The 19,474-nt window shown below is 61.8% G+C and carries 23 protein-coding genes and 1 tRNA gene; 16 read left to right on the forward strand and 8 right to left on the reverse strand.

Annotated features, from left to right (window positions below):
• The first annotated feature begins 118 nt into the window (after positions 1-118).
• Positions 119-652: a hypothetical protein gene (locus AC1DDS_RS04400; RefSeq protein ID WP_477477786.1), complete on the forward strand. Its 534-nt coding sequence runs from the start codon at positions 119-121 to the stop codon at positions 650-652.
• Between the two features lie 79 nt (positions 653-731).
• Here the strand turns inward: AC1DDS_RS04400 and AC1DDS_RS04405 are convergent, their stop codons facing one another.
• The 4 genes from AC1DDS_RS04405 to AC1DDS_RS04420 all read right to left on the reverse strand — a co-directional run bounded on the left by AC1DDS_RS04405 (position 732) and on the right by AC1DDS_RS04420 (position 2,861).
• On the reverse strand, positions 732-1,460 hold the full coding sequence (locus AC1DDS_RS04405) for a hypothetical protein (RefSeq protein WP_477477787.1): 729 nt from the start codon (positions 1,458-1,460) through the stop codon (positions 732-734).
• 83 nt (positions 1,461-1,543) lie between these two features.
• Complete coding sequence (locus tag AC1DDS_RS04410) at positions 1,544-1,765, reverse strand: helix-turn-helix transcriptional regulator (protein ID WP_477477788.1); 222 nt, start codon at positions 1,763-1,765, stop codon at positions 1,544-1,546.
• 111 nt (positions 1,766-1,876) lie between these two features.
• Positions 1,877-2,611, reverse strand: a complete 735-nt coding sequence (locus tag AC1DDS_RS04415) for a hypothetical protein (protein ID WP_477477789.1) — start codon at positions 2,609-2,611, stop codon at positions 1,877-1,879.
• Positions 2,612-2,776: 165 nt separating this feature from the next.
• Positions 2,777-2,861: transfer RNA gene (locus AC1DDS_RS04420), tRNA-Leu, on the reverse strand.
• Positions 2,862-3,020: 159 nt separating this feature from the next.
• Between AC1DDS_RS04420 and AC1DDS_RS04425 the strand changes: the two genes are divergently transcribed.
• Both AC1DDS_RS04425 and AC1DDS_RS04430 read left to right on the forward strand, forming a co-directional pair.
• Positions 3,021-3,608, forward strand: a complete 588-nt coding sequence (locus tag AC1DDS_RS04425; protein ID WP_477477790.1) for a YqaA family protein — start codon at positions 3,021-3,023, stop codon at positions 3,606-3,608.
• Between the two features lie 16 nt (positions 3,609-3,624).
• Entirely contained in the window at positions 3,625-4,140 is a 516-nt protein-coding gene (locus tag AC1DDS_RS04430) for a disulfide bond formation protein B (RefSeq protein WP_477477791.1), read from the forward strand.
• Positions 4,141-4,188: 48 nt separating this feature from the next.
• Here the strand turns inward: AC1DDS_RS04430 and AC1DDS_RS04435 are convergent, their stop codons facing one another.
• On the reverse strand, positions 4,189-4,746 hold the full coding sequence (locus AC1DDS_RS04435; RefSeq protein ID WP_192251134.1) for an HNH endonuclease: 558 nt from the start codon (positions 4,744-4,746) through the stop codon (positions 4,189-4,191).
• A 123-nt stretch (positions 4,747-4,869) separates the two neighbouring features.
• The gene (locus AC1DDS_RS04440; protein ID WP_477478239.1) at positions 4,870-5,514 is read right to left on the reverse strand and encodes a DNA-3-methyladenine glycosylase family protein; all 645 of its coding nucleotides are present in this window, start codon (positions 5,512-5,514) and stop codon (positions 4,870-4,872) included.
• Between the two features lie 86 nt (positions 5,515-5,600).
• Here AC1DDS_RS04440 and gluQRS point away from each other — a divergent pair, with 86 nt between their 5' ends.
• Positions 5,601-6,524: a tRNA glutamyl-Q(34) synthetase GluQRS gene (gene gluQRS / locus AC1DDS_RS04445; RefSeq protein WP_477477792.1), complete on the forward strand. Its 924-nt coding sequence runs from the start codon at positions 5,601-5,603 to the stop codon at positions 6,522-6,524.
• On the opposite strand, the gene AC1DDS_RS04450 is transcribed toward gluQRS, so the two are convergent.
• Positions 6,468-7,412 carry a YihY/virulence factor BrkB family protein gene (locus AC1DDS_RS04450; protein ID WP_477477793.1) on the reverse strand — a complete coding sequence of 315 codons (945 nt, stop codon included), beginning with the start codon at positions 7,410-7,412 and terminating at the stop codon, positions 6,468-6,470. The genes gluQRS and AC1DDS_RS04450 overlap by 57 nt on opposite strands.
• A gap of 110 nt (positions 7,413-7,522) precedes the next feature.
• On the opposite strand from AC1DDS_RS04450, the gene AC1DDS_RS04455 reads away from it, so the two are divergent.
• The 12 genes from AC1DDS_RS04455 (at position 7,523) to AC1DDS_RS04510 (ending at position 18,530) form a co-directional block, all read left to right on the forward strand.
• Positions 7,523-8,368: an SDR family oxidoreductase gene (locus AC1DDS_RS04455; protein WP_477477794.1), complete on the forward strand. Its 846-nt coding sequence runs from the start codon at positions 7,523-7,525 to the stop codon at positions 8,366-8,368.
• A gap of 172 nt (positions 8,369-8,540) precedes the next feature.
• Positions 8,541-8,744 (forward strand): twin transmembrane helix small protein, encoded by a 204-nt coding sequence (locus tag AC1DDS_RS04460; RefSeq protein WP_310412792.1) that lies wholly within the window; start codon positions 8,541-8,543, stop codon positions 8,742-8,744.
• A 13-nt stretch (positions 8,745-8,757) separates the two neighbouring features.
• On the forward strand, positions 8,758-9,336 hold the full coding sequence (locus AC1DDS_RS04465) for a cob(I)yrinic acid a,c-diamide adenosyltransferase (RefSeq protein WP_477477795.1): 579 nt from the start codon (positions 8,758-8,760) through the stop codon (positions 9,334-9,336).
• A 28-nt stretch (positions 9,337-9,364) separates the two neighbouring features.
• The gene (locus AC1DDS_RS04470) at positions 9,365-10,150 is read left to right on the forward strand and encodes a rhomboid family intramembrane serine protease (RefSeq protein WP_477478240.1); all 786 of its coding nucleotides are present in this window, start codon (positions 9,365-9,367) and stop codon (positions 10,148-10,150) included.
• Between the two features lie 175 nt (positions 10,151-10,325).
• Positions 10,326-11,075 (forward strand): electron transfer flavoprotein subunit beta/FixA family protein, encoded by a 750-nt coding sequence (locus AC1DDS_RS04475; RefSeq protein ID WP_477477796.1) that lies wholly within the window; start codon positions 10,326-10,328, stop codon positions 11,073-11,075.
• A gap of 24 nt (positions 11,076-11,099) precedes the next feature.
• Positions 11,100-12,029, forward strand: coding sequence for an electron transfer flavoprotein subunit alpha/FixB family protein (locus AC1DDS_RS04480; protein WP_477477797.1), 930 nt, complete (start codon positions 11,100-11,102; stop codon positions 12,027-12,029).
• A gap of 153 nt (positions 12,030-12,182) precedes the next feature.
• Positions 12,183-13,061, forward strand: coding sequence for a 3-hydroxybutyryl-CoA dehydrogenase (locus AC1DDS_RS04485; protein WP_477477798.1), 879 nt, complete (start codon positions 12,183-12,185; stop codon positions 13,059-13,061).
• An 83-nt stretch (positions 13,062-13,144) separates the two neighbouring features.
• The gene (locus AC1DDS_RS04490) at positions 13,145-14,623 is read left to right on the forward strand and encodes a sulfatase-like hydrolase/transferase (RefSeq protein WP_477477799.1); all 1,479 of its coding nucleotides are present in this window, start codon (positions 13,145-13,147) and stop codon (positions 14,621-14,623) included.
• A 106-nt stretch (positions 14,624-14,729) separates the two neighbouring features.
• On the forward strand, positions 14,730-15,713 hold the full coding sequence (gene cysP, locus AC1DDS_RS04495) for a thiosulfate ABC transporter substrate-binding protein CysP (RefSeq protein ID WP_477477800.1): 984 nt from the start codon (positions 14,730-14,732) through the stop codon (positions 15,711-15,713).
• Positions 15,714-15,788: 75 nt separating this feature from the next.
• Positions 15,789-16,610, forward strand: a complete 822-nt coding sequence (cysT, locus tag AC1DDS_RS04500) for a sulfate ABC transporter permease subunit CysT (RefSeq protein ID WP_477477801.1) — start codon at positions 15,789-15,791, stop codon at positions 16,608-16,610.
• A 4-nt stretch (positions 16,611-16,614) separates the two neighbouring features.
• Entirely contained in the window at positions 16,615-17,511 is an 897-nt protein-coding gene (gene cysW, locus AC1DDS_RS04505) for a sulfate ABC transporter permease subunit CysW (protein ID WP_477477802.1), read from the forward strand.
• The gene (locus AC1DDS_RS04510) at positions 17,508-18,530 is read left to right on the forward strand and encodes a sulfate/molybdate ABC transporter ATP-binding protein (protein ID WP_477477803.1); all 1,023 of its coding nucleotides are present in this window, start codon (positions 17,508-17,510) and stop codon (positions 18,528-18,530) included. The genes cysW and AC1DDS_RS04510 overlap by 4 nt, the downstream gene beginning before the upstream one ends.
• 244 nt (positions 18,531-18,774) lie before the next feature.
• On the opposite strand, the gene tlpA is transcribed toward AC1DDS_RS04510, so the two are convergent.
• The gene (gene tlpA / locus AC1DDS_RS04515) at positions 18,775-19,455 is read right to left on the reverse strand and encodes a thiol:disulfide interchange protein TlpA (protein ID WP_477477804.1); all 681 of its coding nucleotides are present in this window, start codon (positions 19,453-19,455) and stop codon (positions 18,775-18,777) included.
• Between the last annotated feature and the right edge of the window lie 19 nt (positions 19,456-19,474).

Here is a 19,474-nt window from a genome sequence, read left to right on the forward strand (position 1 = left end):
TCACACAACAACACTCATGAGGTTAAGAGCAATGCGATCAAGGCTATTGCTGGATGCAGTCAACGAATTCATCGAGCCGCGCCTACTCAGAGGCGATGAACCCTACATGCTAACTTTGATGTTCAAGACCCTTAAGGGCAGTGAGAGGTCGATAGCACGTCAGATGGATCGGGTTGCCGAGAACCTCTACGCCCGGCTGCTCACACGCTTGATCAAGAACCCGAAAAACACTCCTATCCTGCAGATGCCCCTCTGGCTGAGCTGTCACGACTGGCCAGTCCAGAAAGTCGATGGAATGACCTCACCGGACATTTTGACGAACGGTGGTCGCCATCTGCATGCCATGATGTTCGTGCCGCCAGTGGTAAGAACGGGTGTTCGCCTTAACGAGATTGTCGAGAAGAACCCGACGCAGTTCCTAGTGGGACAATATCTGACCGGGCTGCATGTGATGCCAGTCGAGAGGACCGTAGCGAAAGCGACCGGATACGCCCTAAAGTCTGTTGAGAGAGGGCGGGTTGGTTGGGGAGACGTGTTGGTGCTTCCCAAGAGTCACACCGAGATGGGGCGCACGACACCCCCAATAGCGCGACCCTTGCGCACTGAGGCCGAGTTCCTCGCTCGCGTCAAAGCATGGAGCGAAGGGGGCTAGGTGGGTCGAACGTGAAGAAATGAAAATGGGGCAAGGCTATAAAGCCTCGCCCCATTTTTTGTCCGTCGGCCGCGGCTTGCTACTCGGAAGCCGCCTCCTTGCGCCGCTTAACATCAGTCACAGACAATATCATCCTAGGGCCTAGCTCTGTAATTTGCCCTTTGATCGTGATCGGCAGTCCCACCGGCATGCCTAAGAGCATCTTCTGCTCTTTTGCGCCCAGAACAAGTGTGCAATCGGCTTGCGTGCGCATTTCCTTCCCGGAAGACCGCGGAAGTTCGCTCACCGCGTCAACTACTGTCTTCTTGGGCATTCCAAGTGTGGGCCTGCGTGCCTTCATCTCATGTTCACGCTCAGGTTTTGAAGCCGCTATCTTTTTGGTCTCAGCGTGCTCGTCAGCCAGAGTTTTCAATGACTTTACCTTCAGAAGGCGCTTGAGCTCATCTGGCTGTACGTCCTCTTCGGCGAACTTCCTGATGGCGCGATAGTAGAAGCTGGCGTCCTTTTGGGCAGCCTCGCCTGCACCGACCATGAACTTGAGGGCGAACCGGACGGCGTCGTCACGCTGCTCCGCCTTCGGTGGTCCACCACTAATTCCCGTCCAATTCTTGTTCTGACAAAACAAGAACCACTGCGGCTTGACCACTTTTAGGCGCAAGCCCAGTTCATAGGCTTCGCAGATGCGTGCGCGGACCCGTTTCCGGTGAGCCTTCTCCTCCGTCGTGTAGGCGTCCCGAAGTTGTATCATGGCTTCCACAACAGACAGTTCGCCATGGTCGGATTTCGGATTATCCGATTTCTTAGCCATCGTTTTGCCCCCCAAAGCGGACAAGTCCGACAGTTCCTGCGAAATGGGGGGATGTACGCTCTCTGTGGAGATTCGAGTTCAGCCTAAACATCGCCACCTGCCTTGCCTTCAAGGCTGTTGATCAGGTTCACGATTTCCGACGATTTCCAGACACGGGTGCGTGCGCCAAGGCGGATGCCGGGCGATACGATCCCTCTGCGGATGAGGTTATAAAATGAAGAACGACAGATCGGAAGGACGCCGTCCGGTTTGACGATTTGTCGCATTCGCAGGAGACGGAGAGTTTCGTTAATTTCAAGCGTCATAGTCTGGTCCCTTGGTTACCACTATTGGGACGTCCTATTGACAGCAAAAACTGGGCTGCCGCCACAGCATCTGAATCCGGAAAAAAACGCCGCGGCAGAGGGGTTTTTTCACTAACATTTTGTTGGCACCCGGCCCAAAGCTTGCTTGATGTGTCCGACGGTAACGTCCGTCTCAACGGTAGTTACAAGTAGGTGAATCAGTTTAGCGTCGGGATTCACGAACTCAGGCGCACTGCCATGTGGATTCTTTTGATACCCTCTCATCGTCGGAGAAATATCGAAATTGCGGGCAATCTCTCGTTTAAAGCACCATTCAAGGGATTCAAAAAGCTCGAGAGCGAGCAAAGAGGCTCCGCTGGGCTTGACGCCGCGTAGTTCCCAAAATTTTCTCTCTTCACGAGAGACCGCGATAGCGTGTGCTAGTGATTCTTGAACCTGCCACGTGACGTGCCGCCACGCGATTTCCCCAGCTTCTGTTTTGACGCTGATGATGCTCGATCTTGGAGCTTTTAGGATTATTTTTTCAGCCGATCGGAGTAATTTTATGGTTTCTCCCCATTTTGAATTTGATTCTTTGTCTATTTTTCTGGTGTGCCCGATTTCATATTCAATATACGAGGTGAGACTCATGGAGATGGCCCCGCGCATTCTTCTAATGAATTCGCTCCTGTCTCTTGAGAGCTTTTCAATTTCTCGAGGATAATACCTTTTGTTTTTTCTTATGAAGACGATAAATCGCGCAAGCATTGTCCGCTGTATTTTGTATAGATCCCGTCCGCTTTTGGCTTCCCACTGCTTTATTCTCTCCGCCCTAATTTCAGTTTTGCTTTTTTTCCCAGTCAGCACGGCGAACGATCCTGTTAATCTACAATACGCATCCGAAATGTTTCACGGAGTAAACCCGCATTTTAAACGTCACGCAACGACGAGGCTGAAGGTGGATTAAAAAGGGGATCGAACGGTCGGATCCGGCACCAACTCGTTGATTTTATTTTGTAATTTAAGGATAAATGGTGCCCCATGCCGGAATCGAACCAGCACTCCTTTCGGAACTCGATTTTGAGTCGAGCGCGTCTACCAGTTCCGCCAATGGGGCACGGGACCTGCGACAACAGTCATCGCCGTTTACACGAATGATTTTGGGTGGGTCAACCGGCAAATACTGTTGCCTCGATGCAATCACGAATCCGTGCAGCGATTTACAAAGACAAGGGGGCTGGTAAAAAGCGGCTGATCTTTCAATCGGGACGCATCCATGCTTCGACGCCTCTATGACTGGACCATGTCGCTTGCGGCGCGCAAGTCGGCGGAGACCTGGCTCGCCATCATCGCCTTCGTCGAGAGCTCGGTCTTTCTCATCCCCGCCGACGTGCTGTTCCTGCCGATGGGCCTTGCCCGCCCGGAGCGGCTATGGCGCTACGCATTCGTGGCGACCGTGGCATCGGTGCTGGGGGGAATCGCCGGCTGGTATCTCGGCCATTATGCCTTCGAGGCGATCGCCAAGCCGGTCCTTGCTTTCTATGGCAAGCTTCACGTGTTCGAGGAGATGCGCGCCTCGGTCGGCTATGAAACCCTCCTTCTGCTGCTGGTGACCTCCGGATTGGCGCACCTGCCGCCGATCAAGGTGGTGACCATTCTCTCCGGCGCCGCCAACATCAATCTCGGCCTTTTCATCGTCTCGGCGATCCTGGCGCGCGGCGCCCGCTTTTTCTTCCTTGCCTGGCTGCTTCGCCGCTACGGCGAGCCGATCCGGCACTTTATCGAGAAGAAGTTGGGGCTCATTGCCGGCATTGGCGCGGCCCTGCTGATTGCCGTCTATGCCGCCTATCGTTACATCGCCTGAAAGGGAAAGCGCGCCCATGTCGACCAACCTGCAGAACCGCAAAGCCGCCCTCCCCCACGCTCTGCTGCTGACCTTCGGCCTTGCCGCGACGGTCGGCAGCGCGCTCGGCTTCGAGCACATCGGCGGCTACATTCCTTGCGCGCTCTGCCTCCTGGAGCGGCTGCCCTATTATTACGGTATTCCGGTCGCGGGCCTGGCAGTCGTATCGGCGGCACTTGGCGGCCCCGCCTGGCTGACACGCGGACTGCTCCTGATCGTCGGCATCATGATGCTGGTCGGCGCCGGGATGGGCGTTTATCACGCCGGCGCAGAGTGGGGCTTCTGGGAAGGGCCTTCGACCTGCGCGACCTCGGCCCAGGCCGTGACCCAGAATGCCGGCGACCTGCTGGGCGATCTCGATGCCAAGAAGCCACCGTCCTGCACCGAAGCCTCGCTGCGCGTCCTCGGGCTGTCCTTTGCCGGCTGGAACGTGATTGCAAGCCTTCTCTTCGCGGCGATCGCGTTTGCCGGCGTGCGGGCAAGGAAGGTCTGAGGTAAACGAGACGCGGGAGCAGCAGCGGCGAACCGTGTCCGTCGTCGGTCAGGGCTGCAGTTCGACGTCCCAGTAAAGGTAGTCCATCCAGCTTTCGTGCAGGTAGTTCGGCGGGAAGAGCCGGCCGTTGTTGTGCAGATCCTGCACCGTCGGCTGGTAGGGATTCTGGCTCGGGAACATGCCGGCCTGTTTCGGCAGCTTGCTGCCCTTCCGCAGGTTGCACGGCGAGCAAGCCGCAACGACGTTGCACCAGGTCGTCTCGCCGCCATGGGCACGCGGGACAACATGATCAAAGGTGAGGTCGTCGGACGTGCCGCAATACTGACATTCGAACTTGTCGCGCAGAAAGACGTTGAAGCGGGTGAAGGCCGGATAGCGCGACGGCTGGACATAAGTCTTGAGGCAGACGACGCTCGGCAGGCGCATGGTGAAGCTCGGTGAGGAAACCGAGTGCTCGTATTCAGCGATGATGTTCACGCGGTCAAGAAAGACGGCCTTGATCGCGTCCTGCCAGGACCACAGCGACAAGGGATAGTAGCTCAGCGGCCGATAGTCAGCGTTCAAGACGAGCGCTGGCAGGGCCTGTGGTGAAACTGAAATCGTCAAGTGATTCTCCTGATCGATTCGGCATCTGCCCCTCTATATTAGGACCGTTGTTACAGCATTGTGAAGCCGGAAAGGAAATGTCGGAGCACGGTTTCGCCGCTTTGCAACCCCGTCGCGCAAGTGTCAGGCAAGCGGTGCACCTTCGCGGCGCATTGCACGGGCGTAGTAGGCCCAGAACAGTCGGGCAGAGACGCCTCGCCAGGGCGACCAGGTCGCTGCGATCTCGTCGAGTTCCGCTTGCGAGGGCCGCACAGACAACCCCAGCCCATGAGCCACCGCATTTTGCAAGGCGACGTCCCCCGAGGGGAAGATGTCGGGGTGTCCGGCACAAAAGAGCAGGTAGACTTCCGCCGTCCAGCGCCCGATCCCCTTGATCGCCGTCAGCGCCTGGATCGCCGCACCCGCTTCCATGTGACAGATCGCATCGAGATCGACCGAGCCGCGATCCACGGCCTCGGCAACGCGACGCAGCGTTTCCGCCTTTGCACGGGAAAGGCCGACCGCGCGGCAGTCGGCATCGGTGAGGTTGAGAACGTGATGCGGCGTCACTTCGCCGGCGACCCCTTCAAGCCGCCGCCAGATGGCATCAGCGCTGGCACGCGACACCATTTGCGAGACGATAATGCCGGCCATGCCGCGGTAGCCGGGATCGTGAAGGCGCAGCGGCACCGGGCCGGCCTTGTCGATCACGGCGAAGAGGCGGGCATCGAGCAGGGCCAGGTCGACTAGACCGGCGGCGACATCCGCCTGCGTTCTGATCATGTGCAATTGCATAAATGTTCCCATGGCCCGGCGCGGCCTTCCGGGATTTCGGCGGCCGTGGCCACCGCGCCGGTTTCGTGTAAGAAAACCGGATGGATTCGCCCTTGTCAAAGCCAGCCGTCTTTCGCTTCGCCCCGAGCCCCAACGGGCTCCTGCACCTTGGACATGCCTATTCGGCGATGCTCAACCACAATCTCGCCATGGCGGCGGGCGGGCGCTTCCTGCTAAGGATCGAGGACATTGATACGGTCCGTTGCCGGCCGGAGTATGAAGAGGCGATCTATCGCGACCTCCATTGGCTCGGCATCGAGTGGGAACGCCCGGTGCGACGGCAGTCGGAGCATTTTCCGTTCTACCAGCGGGCGCTCGACGAACTGATTGCCCGCGGCCTTGCCTACCCCGCCTTTCTCAGCCGTGCAGAGGTACGCGACCGGGTGGCAACGCTTGAGGCGTCCGGCGGAACATGGTCGCGTGACCCCGATGGCGCACCCTGCTACCCGACGGATGAGCGCGATCTGGACCGCGGCCTTGCGGGCGGCTGGATTGCCGAGGGACGCCAGCATGCCTGGCGGCTCGACATGGATAAGGCACTCGAAGCTGCCAACGAGAAATTGGCCGGCCGCAGCCTCGATTGGAGCGAAACGGGTATGGGGCCGGACGGCGAGACGGGCCTGGTGTCGGCGCAGCCGGAACACTGGGGCGACGTCATCCTCTCACGTCCGGACGCGCCGTCGAGTTACCATCTCTCGGTGACGCTCGATGACGCTGCGCAGGGCGTGACCCATGTCGTGCGCGGAAGGGACCTGTTTCACGCCACCTCCGTTCATCGGTTGCTGCAGGTCTTGTTGGACTTGCCCCAACCGCAATATCGCCACCACGGGCTGGTGCTCAGCGCCGACGGGCGCAAGTTGTCGAAGAGCAACCAGGATACGGGGATTTTGGCCTATCGGGAAAAAGGACTATCCCCGGCGGACCTCCGCGCCCTGTTCGCGCGCGATGGCCTCGTCCTCGATTGAGGCGGGCACCTCCGGCAAGGGCTTGCTCCCGCGCAGACGCTCCAGGATCAGTCGCTTGACGCGAAACTTCATCATCGCCGCGTTGATTTCCGCGCCGAGAATGAAGATCACGCCGATGATATAGAGAAAGACCAGCGCGATCATGATCGAGGCCAGTCCGGCATAGGTCTTAACATAGGTAGAGAAGGCGGCGAGGTAGGACGCAAACAGATAGGCGCCGACACTCCAGGCCACCAGCGTCAGCACGATGCCCGGCAGCACGTCGGCGATGCGCCGGTGGCCGGCGGGAAGCCAAAGGTGGGCGATCAGCAGTCCGAGGAACAGTACGATCAGCGTGCCGAGGATGCCCCAATCAAGAACCAGTGAGTAGACATAGCCGAGCCAGGGCATCCACTGATCGGTGGCGCGCACCGCCAGCGGAGCTGCGACAAGCACGATACTGATGGCGGCAAGCGCGACCACGCCGAGAATGACGAAGCCGAGGCTGGTCAGCCGGGTGACATACCACCAGCGCGTTTCGGCAACACGATAGGCACGGTTGAGGGACGCCCGCAGCGCCTCGACGCCGTTGGAGGCGAAATAGGCGGCGGCGAGCACGGAGATCGTCGCAAGCCCGCCGCGCGGGATTGTCAGCACCGCCACCACCTCGCGCGAGATCGGCGCGGCGATGGATTCCGGCCAGGTGTCGAAAATCAGATGGACGGCGGTATCGGCGAACTGGTCGGCACCGAGGAAAGAGCCAAGCGCGGTACCGAAGATGAGGAACGGGAAGACCGCAAGCAAGGTCGAGAGTGCCACGTGACTTGCCATCGCCCAGCCGTCATCCAGGGTGAAGTGCAAGATCGCGTCGTAAACGACCTTGTAGAGGAGGCGTAGAGCGGTCGGCATATCCGTGTCCCGTTCGTGGGCAACCTCGTCTGCGAGGCGTCTGGTTCTGGCGCGATTGTCAGCGCCCGGTGAATATGGGAAACCAAACTGTATTTGTACAGGAAATGCGCATGCCTGCTCCCCTTTCCCCTGGAAGAACGATCATCGTCACCGGTTGCTCCTCCGGCATCGGCGCCTATTGCGCCAGGGCCTTGAAAATGGACGGCTGGCGCGTGTTTGCCACCGTCCGAAAGGAGGCCGACATGGCCCCGCTGGAAGCGGACGGTATCGAGGCGCTGTTGATGGATTACACGGAGCCAGAGACGATCGCCGCCCTTGCGGAGAGCGTCCTGTCGCGTACCGGAGGCCGGATCGATGCGCTGTTCAACAACGGCGCCTATGGCCAGGCAGGAGCGGTCGAAGACCTGCCCGTCGAGGCGCTGCGGCAGCAGTTCGAGACCAATGTTTTCGGCTGGCACGACCTGACCTGCCGGCTCATCCCGGCCATGCGGCGGCAGGGCCACGGTCGGATCGTGCAGTGCTCCTCCATCCTCGGCATCGTTCCCTATCGCTGGCGCGGGGCCTACAACGCTTCGAAGTTTGCGCTCGAGGGTCTGTCTCTGACGCTGCGCATGGAACTTGCCGGCTCCGGCATCCACGTCAGCCTGATCGAACCTGGGCCGATCGCGTCACGTTTTATGGCCAACGCCATCCCGCACCTCGAAAGGCACATCGACCTGGAGCATTCGGTGCACGCGGAAGAATACCGCAGGCAGATGCGACGGCTGCGCGGCGAAAGCAGGCCCGCGCCCGGAAAGCTCGGGCCGGATGCGGTCTATCATGTGCTCAAGCATGCGCTGAATGCCGCCGCGCCCCGGCCGCACTATGTCGTCACCTCGCCGGCGAAAAAGGGCGCACTTCTGAAGAAGCTTCTGCCGGCAGATCTCTTTTATCGTATTATCGGCCGCTTCGGATGATGCCGCCTAGGGCTGAGGGTGACCGGCCCGGCCGCACTTGCAGGCACGCCCAAGAGACTTGCCGACTAACACTTTGAAACTATGGATTATCCGCCCCGAATTGAGTTCCGCTTCACGAGCAAATGCGTTAGTGTAATACACTCAGGAACGAACCGAACAACGGATTGCGAACATGTCCACCATCCTCACTTACGTCTCGCTCGTCGTCATGGGTCTTGTCGCAATTGTATTGATCCGCGGCCTGATCAACATGGCCAAGGGCGGCAGCGGCAACAAGTCCAACCAGTTGATGCAGATGCGTATCGTCTTGCAGGCGGCTGCGATTGTCCTCATCATGCTGACGCTTTGGTTCGCCGGCGGCGGACGGCCTGCATGAGAACGAAAGAACGATGGTCAAGCTGAACAAGATCTATACCCGCACCGGCGATGGCGGCACGACCGGTCTCGTCGCCGGTCCGCGCCGCATGAAACACGATGCGCGTGTCGCAGCCTATGGCGATGTCGACGAGACCAATTCCCTGGTCGGACTGGCGCGCCAGCATACGGCGACGCTTCCCCCCCTCGATCAGATGTTGATGCGGATCCAGAACGACCTGTTCGATCTCGGCGCCGACCTTGCGACACCCGAGACAGGCGAAAAGCCGCAATACGAACCCTTGCGCATCGTCCAGGCACAGGTGGCGCGGCTGGAAGCGGAGATCGACACGCTGAATGCCGAACTTTCCCCGTTGCGATCCTTCGTCCTGCCGGGCGGAACGGCGGCGGCAGCGGCACTCCATGTCGCCCGCGCTGTCGCGCGCCGGGCCGAGAGACGCATCGTCGAGCTCGCCGCGCTCGAGGGAGAAACCGTGTCGACGGAGGCGGCCGCCTTTATCAACCGGTTGTCCGATTTTCTCTTCGTTGCGGCCCGGTGGGCGAATGACAAGGGGGCTTTGGACGTTCTCTGGGTTCCAGGGCAGAACAGGTAATCGCACCGCAACCGGGGAACGAATGTTCATGTTCATACCGCTGCACGATGCGAATTCCCTGAAGTATATCAAGGCCCAGTACGTCACGATCGGCATCATCGTCGTTAATATCGCCGTCTGGCTCGTAGCCGGAATGCTGGCGAGCCAGACCTTTTCCGACGAGACCGTGGTCGGCCTCGGATATATCCCGTCAGTCGTGTTCGATTTCGCCGAACTCGAGCCCGGCCTCGTTCTCGTTCCGGCGGACGCGACCTACATCACCTATGCCTTCATCCACACCGACTTTCTGCACCTTGCGACAAACATGCTGTTCCTCTGGGTGTTCGGTGACAACGTGGAAGATGCGCTTGGGCACGTGCGCTTTCTCATCTTCTATCTCGCCTGTGCCGCGGCAGGCGCCTTCGTCCACGGTATCGTTCAGCCGGCTTCGGAAGCGCCTCTGATCGGCGCATCCGGCGCAATCTCCGGCGTCGTTGCCGCCTATTTGCTGCTGCATCCGAAAGTGCGCGTATGGGTACTCGTGTTCTTTCGCATCCCGCTGCCCTTGCCGGCCGTTGTTCCGCTGGTCCTCTGGGTGGCCCAGCAGTTTTACATGCTGGCTTTGGAACCCGACGGGAGCGTCTCCTGGGGCGCGCATGTGGGCGGCATACTCGCCGGGGCGGCCCTGGTGCTCGTCTTGCGGCGGCGCGACGCGCCGCTGTTCGACCGCACCATCACGACACCTGTGGCGGTGCGACATAAGGAAGCGACGCCGGACGATCAGACTGACAGCGCCAAAGCGCCCCCGGCTTCGCCCATCCGTTGGGGGCGGTAATCGCTCCGGATCGGCATACGTCGACGTTCACGTCATCTGAGTGGCGATAGTTTTCGCACGCAACGGCCGACCGATCATTGAAATTGGAAAAAAAACGCGTATCGATGTCGCCAACCGACAATCGGGCTGCGCTTGGATGGCGCATTTTCCCACGCGGGCATTGGAAGGAGAACCCATGAAGATCTTGGTCCCCGTCAAGCGGGTCGTCGACTACAACGTGAAGATCCGGGTAAAGCCGGACGGCACGGGGGTCGAGCTTGCGAACGTCAAGATGTCGATGAACCCGTTCGACGAGATTTCCGTCGAAGAGGCGTTGCGGCTGAAGGAGGCTGGCAAGGCCGAGGAAGTGGTGGTCGTGTCGATCGGACCGGCGAAGGCCGAAGAGACGCTGCGCACCGCACTCGCCATGGGCGCCGACCGGGCGATTCTGGTGGAAACCGACGACGCGGCCGAGCCGCTCGCCGTGGCCAAGATCCTGAAGGGTGTGGCCGAGGCCGAGGCCCCCGGCCTGATCATCGTCGGCAAGCAGGCGATCGACGACGACTCCAACCAGACCGGCCAGATGCTGTCGGCGCTGTTGGGCTGGGCCCAGGGCACCTTTGCCTCGAAGGTCGAGATCGGTGACGGCAAGGCAACGGTGACGCGCGAGGTCGACGGCGGCCTGCAGACGATCGAGATCAAGCTGCCGGCGGTGGTCACCACCGACCTGCGCCTCAATGAGCCGCGCTATGCCTCGCTGCCGAACATCATGAAGGCGAAGAAGAAGCCGCTCGACAAGAAGAGCCCGGCCGACTTCGGCGTCTCGACCGCCGCACGCCTGAAGGTGCTGAACACCGAGGAACCGTCCGGCCGCAAGGCGGGCGTCAAGGTCAAGTCGGTCGCCGAACTGGTCGAAAAGCTCAAGACCGAAGCCGGCGTGCTCTAAGGAACTGGAAAGGGAGATATCATCATGGCCATACTTCTTCTGGCTGACCACGACAAGAACCACCTTTCCGACCAGACCGCCAAGGCGTTGACGGCGGCGCAAAAGATCGGCTCCGACGTGCACGTGCTCGTCGCCGGCTTGAACGCCAAGGCCGTCGCCGAGCAGGCGGCGAAGCTATCCGGCGTCTCCAAGGTGCTGGTCGCCGACGACGCCGCGCTCGCCAACAACCTGGCCGAACCCTTGGCGGCGACGATCGTCTCGCTCGCCGGCAACTACGACACGATCATCGCCGCGGCGACCTCGGTCGGCAAGAACGTCATGCCGCGCGTCGCAGCCCTGCTCGACGTCGCCCAGGTCTCGGAGATCATCGAGGTCGTCTCGGCCGACACCTTCAAGCGGCCGATCTATGCCGGCAATGCCATCCAGACGGTGCAGGCGACCGACGCCAAGAAGGTGATCACCGTGCGCACGGCCTCGTTCGCCGCAGCGGCGGAAGGCGGCAACGCGCCGGTCGAGGCGGTTTCCGCCGGCACCAACCCGGGCGTCTCCTCCTTCGTCGCCGACGCGCTGTCGTCGTCCGACCGGCCCGAACTGACCTCGGCCAAGATCATCATCTCCGGTGGCCGCGCGCTCGGTTCGGCGGAGAAGTTCCAGGAGGTGATCCTGCCGGTCGCCGACAAGCTCGGCGCCGCCGTCGGCGCATCGCGTGCCGCCGTCGATGCCGGTTACGCGCCGAACGACTGGCAGGTCGGCCAGACCGGCAAGGTCGTCGCCCCGCAGCTCTATATCGCCTGCGGCATCTCCGGCGCGATCCAGCACCTCGCTGGCATGAAGGATAGCAAGGTCATCGTCGCCATCAACAAGGACGAGGAGGCGCCGATCTTCCAGGTTGCCGACTATGGCCTCGTCGCCGACCTCTTCGACGTCCTGCCGGAACTCGAAAAGGCCCTCTGAGGGCGATTGGGGCGGCACCGGCGCGACGATTAATCGCTGGAAAAAATTGCCGCACCGCATTATCACTTCACCGGGCTGGAATTTTCCGGCCCGGTTTCTTTTTTGACTTGCGGCCGGTTGCGTCCGCAGTGTCGCCATTCAGTGGGCAAGGCAATGAGCACGATCAGAAATGTCGGTATCGTCGGAGCAGGTCAGATGGGCTGCGGCATTGCGCATGTTTGCGCCGTCGCCGGCTACAAGGTCCAGATCTACGATCTGTCAGCCGAGAGGATCGAGGCCGGGCTGGCCACGATCCACGGCAATCTGGCGCGCCAGGTCGCGTCCGGCAAGATGTCCGACGACGAGCGCAAGAACGCGCTGGCGCGGATCAAGGGATCGAACGACGTCAACGACCTGTCCCAGGCTGACCTGGTGATCGAAGCAGCGACCGAGGATGAGACGGTCAAGCGCAAGATCTATGGGCAAGTCTGCCCGGTGCTGAAACCCGACGCGATTCTGGCGACCAACACCTCGTCGCTTTCGATCACACGGCTGGCCTCGGCCACGGACCGCGCCGAACGCTTCATGGGCATACATTTCATGAATCCGGTGCCAGTGATGAAGCTGGTGGAACTGGTGCGCGGCATCGCCACCGAGGAAGACACCTTCGCCACGGCCAAGCAGTTCTGCGCCACCCTCGACAAGACGGTAACGGTCGCCGAGGATTTCCCGGCCTTCATCGTCAACCGCATCCTGTTGCCGATGATCAACGAGGCGATCTATACGCTCTATGAGGGTGTCGGCACGGTCGACGCGATCGACACGGCGATGAAGCTCGGCGCCAACCACCCGATGGGACCGCTGCAGCTTGCCGACTTTATCGGCCTCGACACCTGCCTGTCGATCATGCAGGTGCTCTATGAAGGTCTGGCGGATTCGAAGTATCGCCCTTGCCCGCTGCTGGTCAAATACGTCGAGGCCGGCTGGCTCGGGCGCAAATCCGGCCGTGGGTTCTACGACTACCGCGGCGAGATCCCTGTTCCCACCCGCTGACGGTCGAGCGGGGCGCGCATTAAGCTCTTCTGAAAGATTCCGCGATATCAAAACATATCGCGGAATCATTTCACGGCGGGCACATGAGCGCGTTTTCGCTGGAATCGAAGATACCCTTCTTGAAATCGCGGCTTTTTGACCGGGCGGCCTTGCGGTTGATGCTGATCGCCGGACTGGTACCGAACGGCATCTTTCTGATCGCGATGCCGTTCTTCATTGCCCAACGGCTGATCACACCCCTGCTCTATCTGCTCGCGACGGCCGCGGCATTGTTTCTCCCGCCGTTCTGCGCCTACATCCTGTTCCTCCTGGTCGCCGCAATCGATCTCGGCCTGATCATATCCATCGCCTTCCACCTGCCTCTCCACACCGCGCTGGACTCCATCAGGTTCCTGAGCACGATCGATGTCACCGCATCGGCCTTCTATGTGACCACCGTCACCCTCACCTTCGCCATGCCCCTGCTGGCCGCGTGGCTCTTGAATCGCCACCGTGAAGAGATCCGCCTCGCCTCGCCCGTCCCCGCCGCGCTTCTCGCCTTTGTCCTTGTTGGCGCTGACCTGTGCTTCAATCTGCCATATGCCACCAAGGGGGAGTCCGAATTCGACAGCGCAATGACACAGAACGGACTGACGGCTGACGCAGTAGCAGCGCGCGGCAACAATCTGCTCGTGGTATTGGTCGAAGGACTCGGCGCGATCGCAGACGCAAACGACAAAGCCCTGCTCTCGGCAGAACTTGAGCGGGCGGCTGCGAGCGGAAACTACACGCTTACCCGCGGAACGACGCGCTACTCCGGGTCGACAACGGCGGCCGAATCGCGGGAATTGTGCGGTCGCTGGGGCGATCACCTCGACTATATCCATGAAAACGGTCCATTCGATTGTCTCCCGCGACAGTTGGCCGAGCACGGATATGCGACCTCGGCATACCATGGCTACAGTTCGGCGATGTTTGCGCGGAACATCTGGTATCCGAAGATTGGCTTCGAGGACCTCCATTTCGCTGACGAACTGGTCAGGGATGTTCCGATGCTCGTTCCAAACCGATGCGGCAGCGTCTTCGAAGGTCTTTGTGACACCGAAGTGGCGAATGCCGTGCGCGCCGAGCTGCTGACATCGGACAAGCGCCCCAAGCTTGTCTACTGGCTGACGTTGAATTCCCACGTCCCCTTCGTTGCCAAGCCGAACGGCCAACTTCGCTGCGGCACGGAGGAAGCGGCGATCACCAACCGGACGACTTGCGAACTGACCGAACTGTGGGGCGATGTGTTTAAGTCCGTGGCGTCCATCGCTGCCGATCCGGACTTGCCGCCGACCGACATATTGGTGGTCGGCGACCACCACACCCCGCTTTGGGAGCGCGACGCGAAAAAGCGTTTCATCCTTGGAGCGGTCGACTGGTATTTTTTGCGTAGCAGCGGAAGGATGCGTGAACAGCAGCTTGCCGCACGATGGAAAGATATTCCCCTTCGCAGCGGTGAAATCCGTACGAACGGGATCGCGCACCCAAGCATAACCATTTCCACAAATTTTCTGCAGAACTCCGCCAAGCAGGACTAATTTTTTCCTGAGCAGTCTGGGATTGGTCCGACGTGCCTCGGATTGAGCTCGGCCGGCCATTATGGTCCGGGCAGACAACGCACTTGCTTCCAGGAGACACATAACCATGAAGCGCCTTCTTCTGATCGGTGCCGCCATCGCGGCGCTGGCGTCCCCCCTTTCGGCCAACGCCGCCGACAAACTCCTGAACGCGTCCTATGACGTCGCCCGCGAGCTTTTCGCCGCCGAGAACGAAGCCTTCGTCAAGGCCCATCCCGGCGTCACCGTCGACCAGTCGCATGGCGGCACCTCCAAGCAGGCGCGCGCCATCGTCGAGGGTCTTGAAGCCGACGTGGTGACCTTCAACCAGGTGACCGACATCGATTTCCTCGTCAAGAACGGCTTCGTTGCCGAAGACTGGCAGACGAAGTTCGCGAACAACGCCTCGCCCTTCTACTCCTTCCCCTCGTTCCTGGTGCGCGCCGGCAACCCGAAGGGCGTCAAGGACTGGGACGACCTTGCCCGTGACGACGTCAAGGTGATCTTCCCGAACCCGAAGACCTCCGGCAACGCCCGCTACACCTATCTCGCCGCGACGGCTTACGCGAAGGAGAAGTTCGAGGGCGACGAGGCGAAGGTGAAGGAGTTCGTCACCAAGATCTTCGACAACGTGCCGGTCTTCGACACCGGCGGCCGCGCCGCCACCACCACCTTCGTCGAGCGCGAGATCGGCGACGTCATCATCACCTTCGAGGCCGAGACCAAGGCGATCGCCAAGCAGTACGGCACCGACAAGTTCGAGCAGGTCGTGCCCTCCGTCAGCCTGCTGGCGGAATTCCCGGTCGCCGTCGTTGACAAGGTCGCCGAGAAGCAGGGCAGCCAGGAACTGGCGAAGAGCTATCTCGACTTCCTCTACGCACCGGAGGGCCAAAAGATCGCCGCCGAGTTCGGCCACCGCGTCCATGACGAGACGGTCGCCGCCGAGTACAAGGACCAGTTCCCTGACATTCGCCTGGTAAAGGTCGAAGACGTCTTCGGCGGCTGGGGCCAGGTCGCCACGGAGCACTTCGCCGAAGGCGGCGTCCTCGATACGATCTACGGCAGCCGGTAACGCCTGACGAAATCCGCATCGGACCGGCGGGAGAAAGCCTCGCCGGTCCTTCTGTTGCAGAAAAGGACGAGAATTTTGAAACGGCGCGTTTTGCCGGGCCTGCCCCTCTCCCTCGGGATCACGCTGGTCTATGCAGCGATCATCATTGTACTGCCGCTGGCAGCGCTCGTGTTCAAGGCGGCAAGCCTCGGGCCGGCCGACTACTGGCGCATCGTTTCGTCCGACCGCGCCGTCGCCAGCTACGTCGTCACCGTCTCCTGCGCGCTGGCCGCGACGGTCTTCAACCTGCTATTCGGGCTGGCGCTCGCCTGGGTGCTGGTGCGCTATCGCTTTCCCGGCCGCCGCATCATCGACGCGCTCGTCGACCTGCCTTTTGCGCTGCCGACCGCGGTTGCCGGCATTTCACTGACGACGCTGTTTGCGACGAACGGATGGTTCGGCGCGCCGCTGTCCGAACTCGGCATCAAGGTCGCCTACACGCCGCTCGGCATCATGATCGCCATGGCCTTCACCAGCCTGCCCTTCGTCGTGCGCACGGTGCAACCGGTGCTCGAGGAACTCGACCCGGCGCTGGAAGAGGCGGCGCAGACGCTCGGCGGCAGCGACCTCTCGATCTTCCGGCGCGTCGTCCTGCCGCTGCTGACGCCGGCGTTGCTCGCCGGCCTGTCGCTGTCCTTCGCCCGCAGCCTCGGCGAATTCGGCGCGATCATCTTCATCGCCGGCAACCAGCCCTTCTCGACGGAGATCACCGCGCTGCTCGCCTTCATCCGCCTCGAGGAATACGACTACCCGGCCTCCGCCGCGATCGCTTCCGTCATGCTGATCACCGCCTTCGTCATGCTCGCGGTCACCAACCTCATGCAGGCGCGCGCGCTTCGCTACACCGTGAGAAACTGAGCCGATGAAACCGCATCATTCCGGCCGCCGGCCGCCCCGCATCGGCGACGCCCCGCTGTTCCGACGCACCCTGCTCGGCGTCGTGCTGTTCTTCGTCGCCGTCATCATCGTCGCCCCTCTGGCGGTCATCGGCGTCCACGCCTTTTCCAAGGGCCTTCCCTACTTCGCGGCCTCCATCGCCGAACCGGATACCCTGCACGCGATCATGCTCACCGTGCTGACGGCGCTGATTGCCGTGCCGGTCAACACCGCCTTCGGCGTCGCCGCCGCCTGGGCGATCACCAAGCACGATTTCATCGGCAAGCGGCTGCTGACAATCCTCATCGAAATCCCCTTCTCCGTCTCGCCGATCGTCGCGGGCGTCGCATACCTGTTCGTTTATGGCCTGCAGGGCCTGTTCGGGCCGGCGCTGGAGAGCGCCGAGATCAAGATCATGTTCGCGCTGCCGGGCATCGTGCTGGCCAGCATGTTCGTCACCGCCCCCTTCGTGGCGCGCGAACTGATCCCGCTGATGCAGGCGCAGGGGCGCGACCTGGAGGAGGCGGCGACCTCGCTCGGCGCCAGTGCCTGGCGCACCTTCTTCTCGGTGACGCTGCCCAACATCAAATGGGCGCTGCTCTATGGCGTGGTGCTCTGCAATTCGCGCGTGATGGGCGAATTCGGGGCGGTCTCGGTCGTTTCCGGCAACATCCGCGGCCAAACCAACACGCTGCCGCTGCACATTGAACTGCTCTACCACGACTACGATGCTGTCGGCTCCTTTGCCGCCGCCTCGATCCTCGCCACGCTGGCGCTGGTCACACTGGTCGTCAAGGTGGCGCTGGAGCGCCAGGGCGCCGGCCGTCGTAACCGTCCGGCGACACTCGCCGGCAACGATACAATCTCGGAGGTCAAGCCTTGAAAATCCGCCTCAACGATGTCGTCAAGACCTTCGACACCTTCCGCGCCGTGCACGGCGTGTCGCTGGAGATCCAGAGCGGCGAACTGGTGGCGCTGCTCGGCCCCTCCGGCTCCGGCAAGACGACGATCCTGCGCATGGTCGCCGGTCTCGAATACGCCGACTACGGGCACATCTATTTCGGCGACGAGGACGCCACCGACATCCCGGTGCGTGACCGCGGTGTCGGCTTCGTCTTCCAGCACTACGCGCTGTTCCCGCATATGACCGTGGCGGAAAACATCGCCTTCGGCATGAAGGTGTCGAAGGTGAAGCGCTCGCCCGAGACGATCCGCGACCGGGTCGAGGAACTCTTGGCACTGGTGCAGCTTTCCGGCCTCGGCGAACGCTTCCCGGGGCAGATCTCCGGCGGCCAGCGGCAGCGCGTGGCACTTGCCCGCGCGCTCGCCGTCGATCCGCGTGTGCTGCTGCTTGACGAACCATTCGGCGCCCTCGACGCGAATGTGCGGCGCGACCTGCGCCGCTGGCTGCGCAAGATCCACGACGAACTCGGCATAACCACCCTCTTCGTTACCCACGACCAGGAGGAGGCGCTCGACCTCGCCGACCGCGTCGTCATCCTCGACAAGGGCAATATCGTGCAGGAGGGGACGCCGGAGGAGGTCTGCCGCAGCCCGGAAAACGCCTTTGTGATGAAATTCCTCGGCGACGCCAACGCGCTGCCGGCGACGGTGCGCGACGGCAAGGCCTATGTGCAGGACGTCGCCTTCGACGCCCCGGATCTGAAGGACGGTCCGGCCGACCTGCTGTTCCGCCCGGCCGATGTTTCCTGGCGCGACAGCGGCGACGGCGTGCCGGCCCAGATCCTGCGCGTGCTCGACCGGCCGGATTCGCGCCGCGTGCTGGCAAGGACCACCGGCGGCCAGTCGATCGAGTTCGACACTGCGCCGGAGTTTCCGCACAAGAAGGGCGAGCAGGGTTTTCTCGACATCCGCCGGCCGCGCGTCTACGCGACGACGTGAGGGCAAAGGCGCGTCGAACCGCCTGATACACCAAATGAACGTGAACGCTGCACTCTGCCCCTCACCCGTACCCTCTCCCCGCAAGCGGGGAGAGGGTACGTGCCTCTCTTCCGGAACTGTGGGGCGGAGACGTAGCCGTAAGCGACCTTCTCCCCGCCTGCGGGGAGAAGGTGCCGGCAGGCGGATGAGGGGCAATTGTGCGCTTACGGGCGGTTCCCGCTTCAGGGAGAAAAGGTTCTGCCGGCTACGCCCCCGGGGCGCCCGGAATGGCGGCCTTGATCAGCGCCTTCGCATCGTCGCTGTCCCAGACGGCCGGGCCATTCATGGCACCGATGAGGCAGCCCTTGTCGTCCATCAAAAGCGTTACCGGCAGGCCGAAGGCGAGGCCTTCCTTCTTCAGCGCGTTGAAGACGCCCATCGAACTGTCGCGGTAGTAGGCGAGGTCGTGCACGCCGGTCTCGTCGAGAAAGGCCCTGGGCTTTTCGTCGGTACCCGTGTCGATGTTGATCGCCACCACCTCGAAGCGATCGCTGCCAAGTTCCTTCTGCAGCGCATTCAGCGCCGGCATCTCCTCCCGGCAGGGGAAGCACCAGGTTGCCCACAGGTTGACGAGCAGGGTCTTGCCGGAGAAGTCGGCGGCCGTAAGCGGCTTCCCGTCCGGCCCGCTGAAGGCGAGCGCCGGCAGCGGGCGCGGCTGGTCCGCAGCCTGCATGGCGGCGACCTGCCCCGTCAGGAACGGTGTCAGCGACGCCGCCTTTTCCTTTGCCGCTTCGCACTGGCCGCCTGACGCCGCCACGGCACCGCCGCCATTGCCAGACCGGCTCTCCATCACGTATACCCCTGCCGCACCGGCAAGGATGCCGGCAAGCGCGGCCACTGCAAGCAGCTTGGCGGCCGGGCGGCCCGGCTTCTTCTCGACTGTCATTTCATTCTCCAGGATAGGC

The sequence above is a fragment of the Mycoplana sp. 10N416 genome (assembly GCF_056394765.1).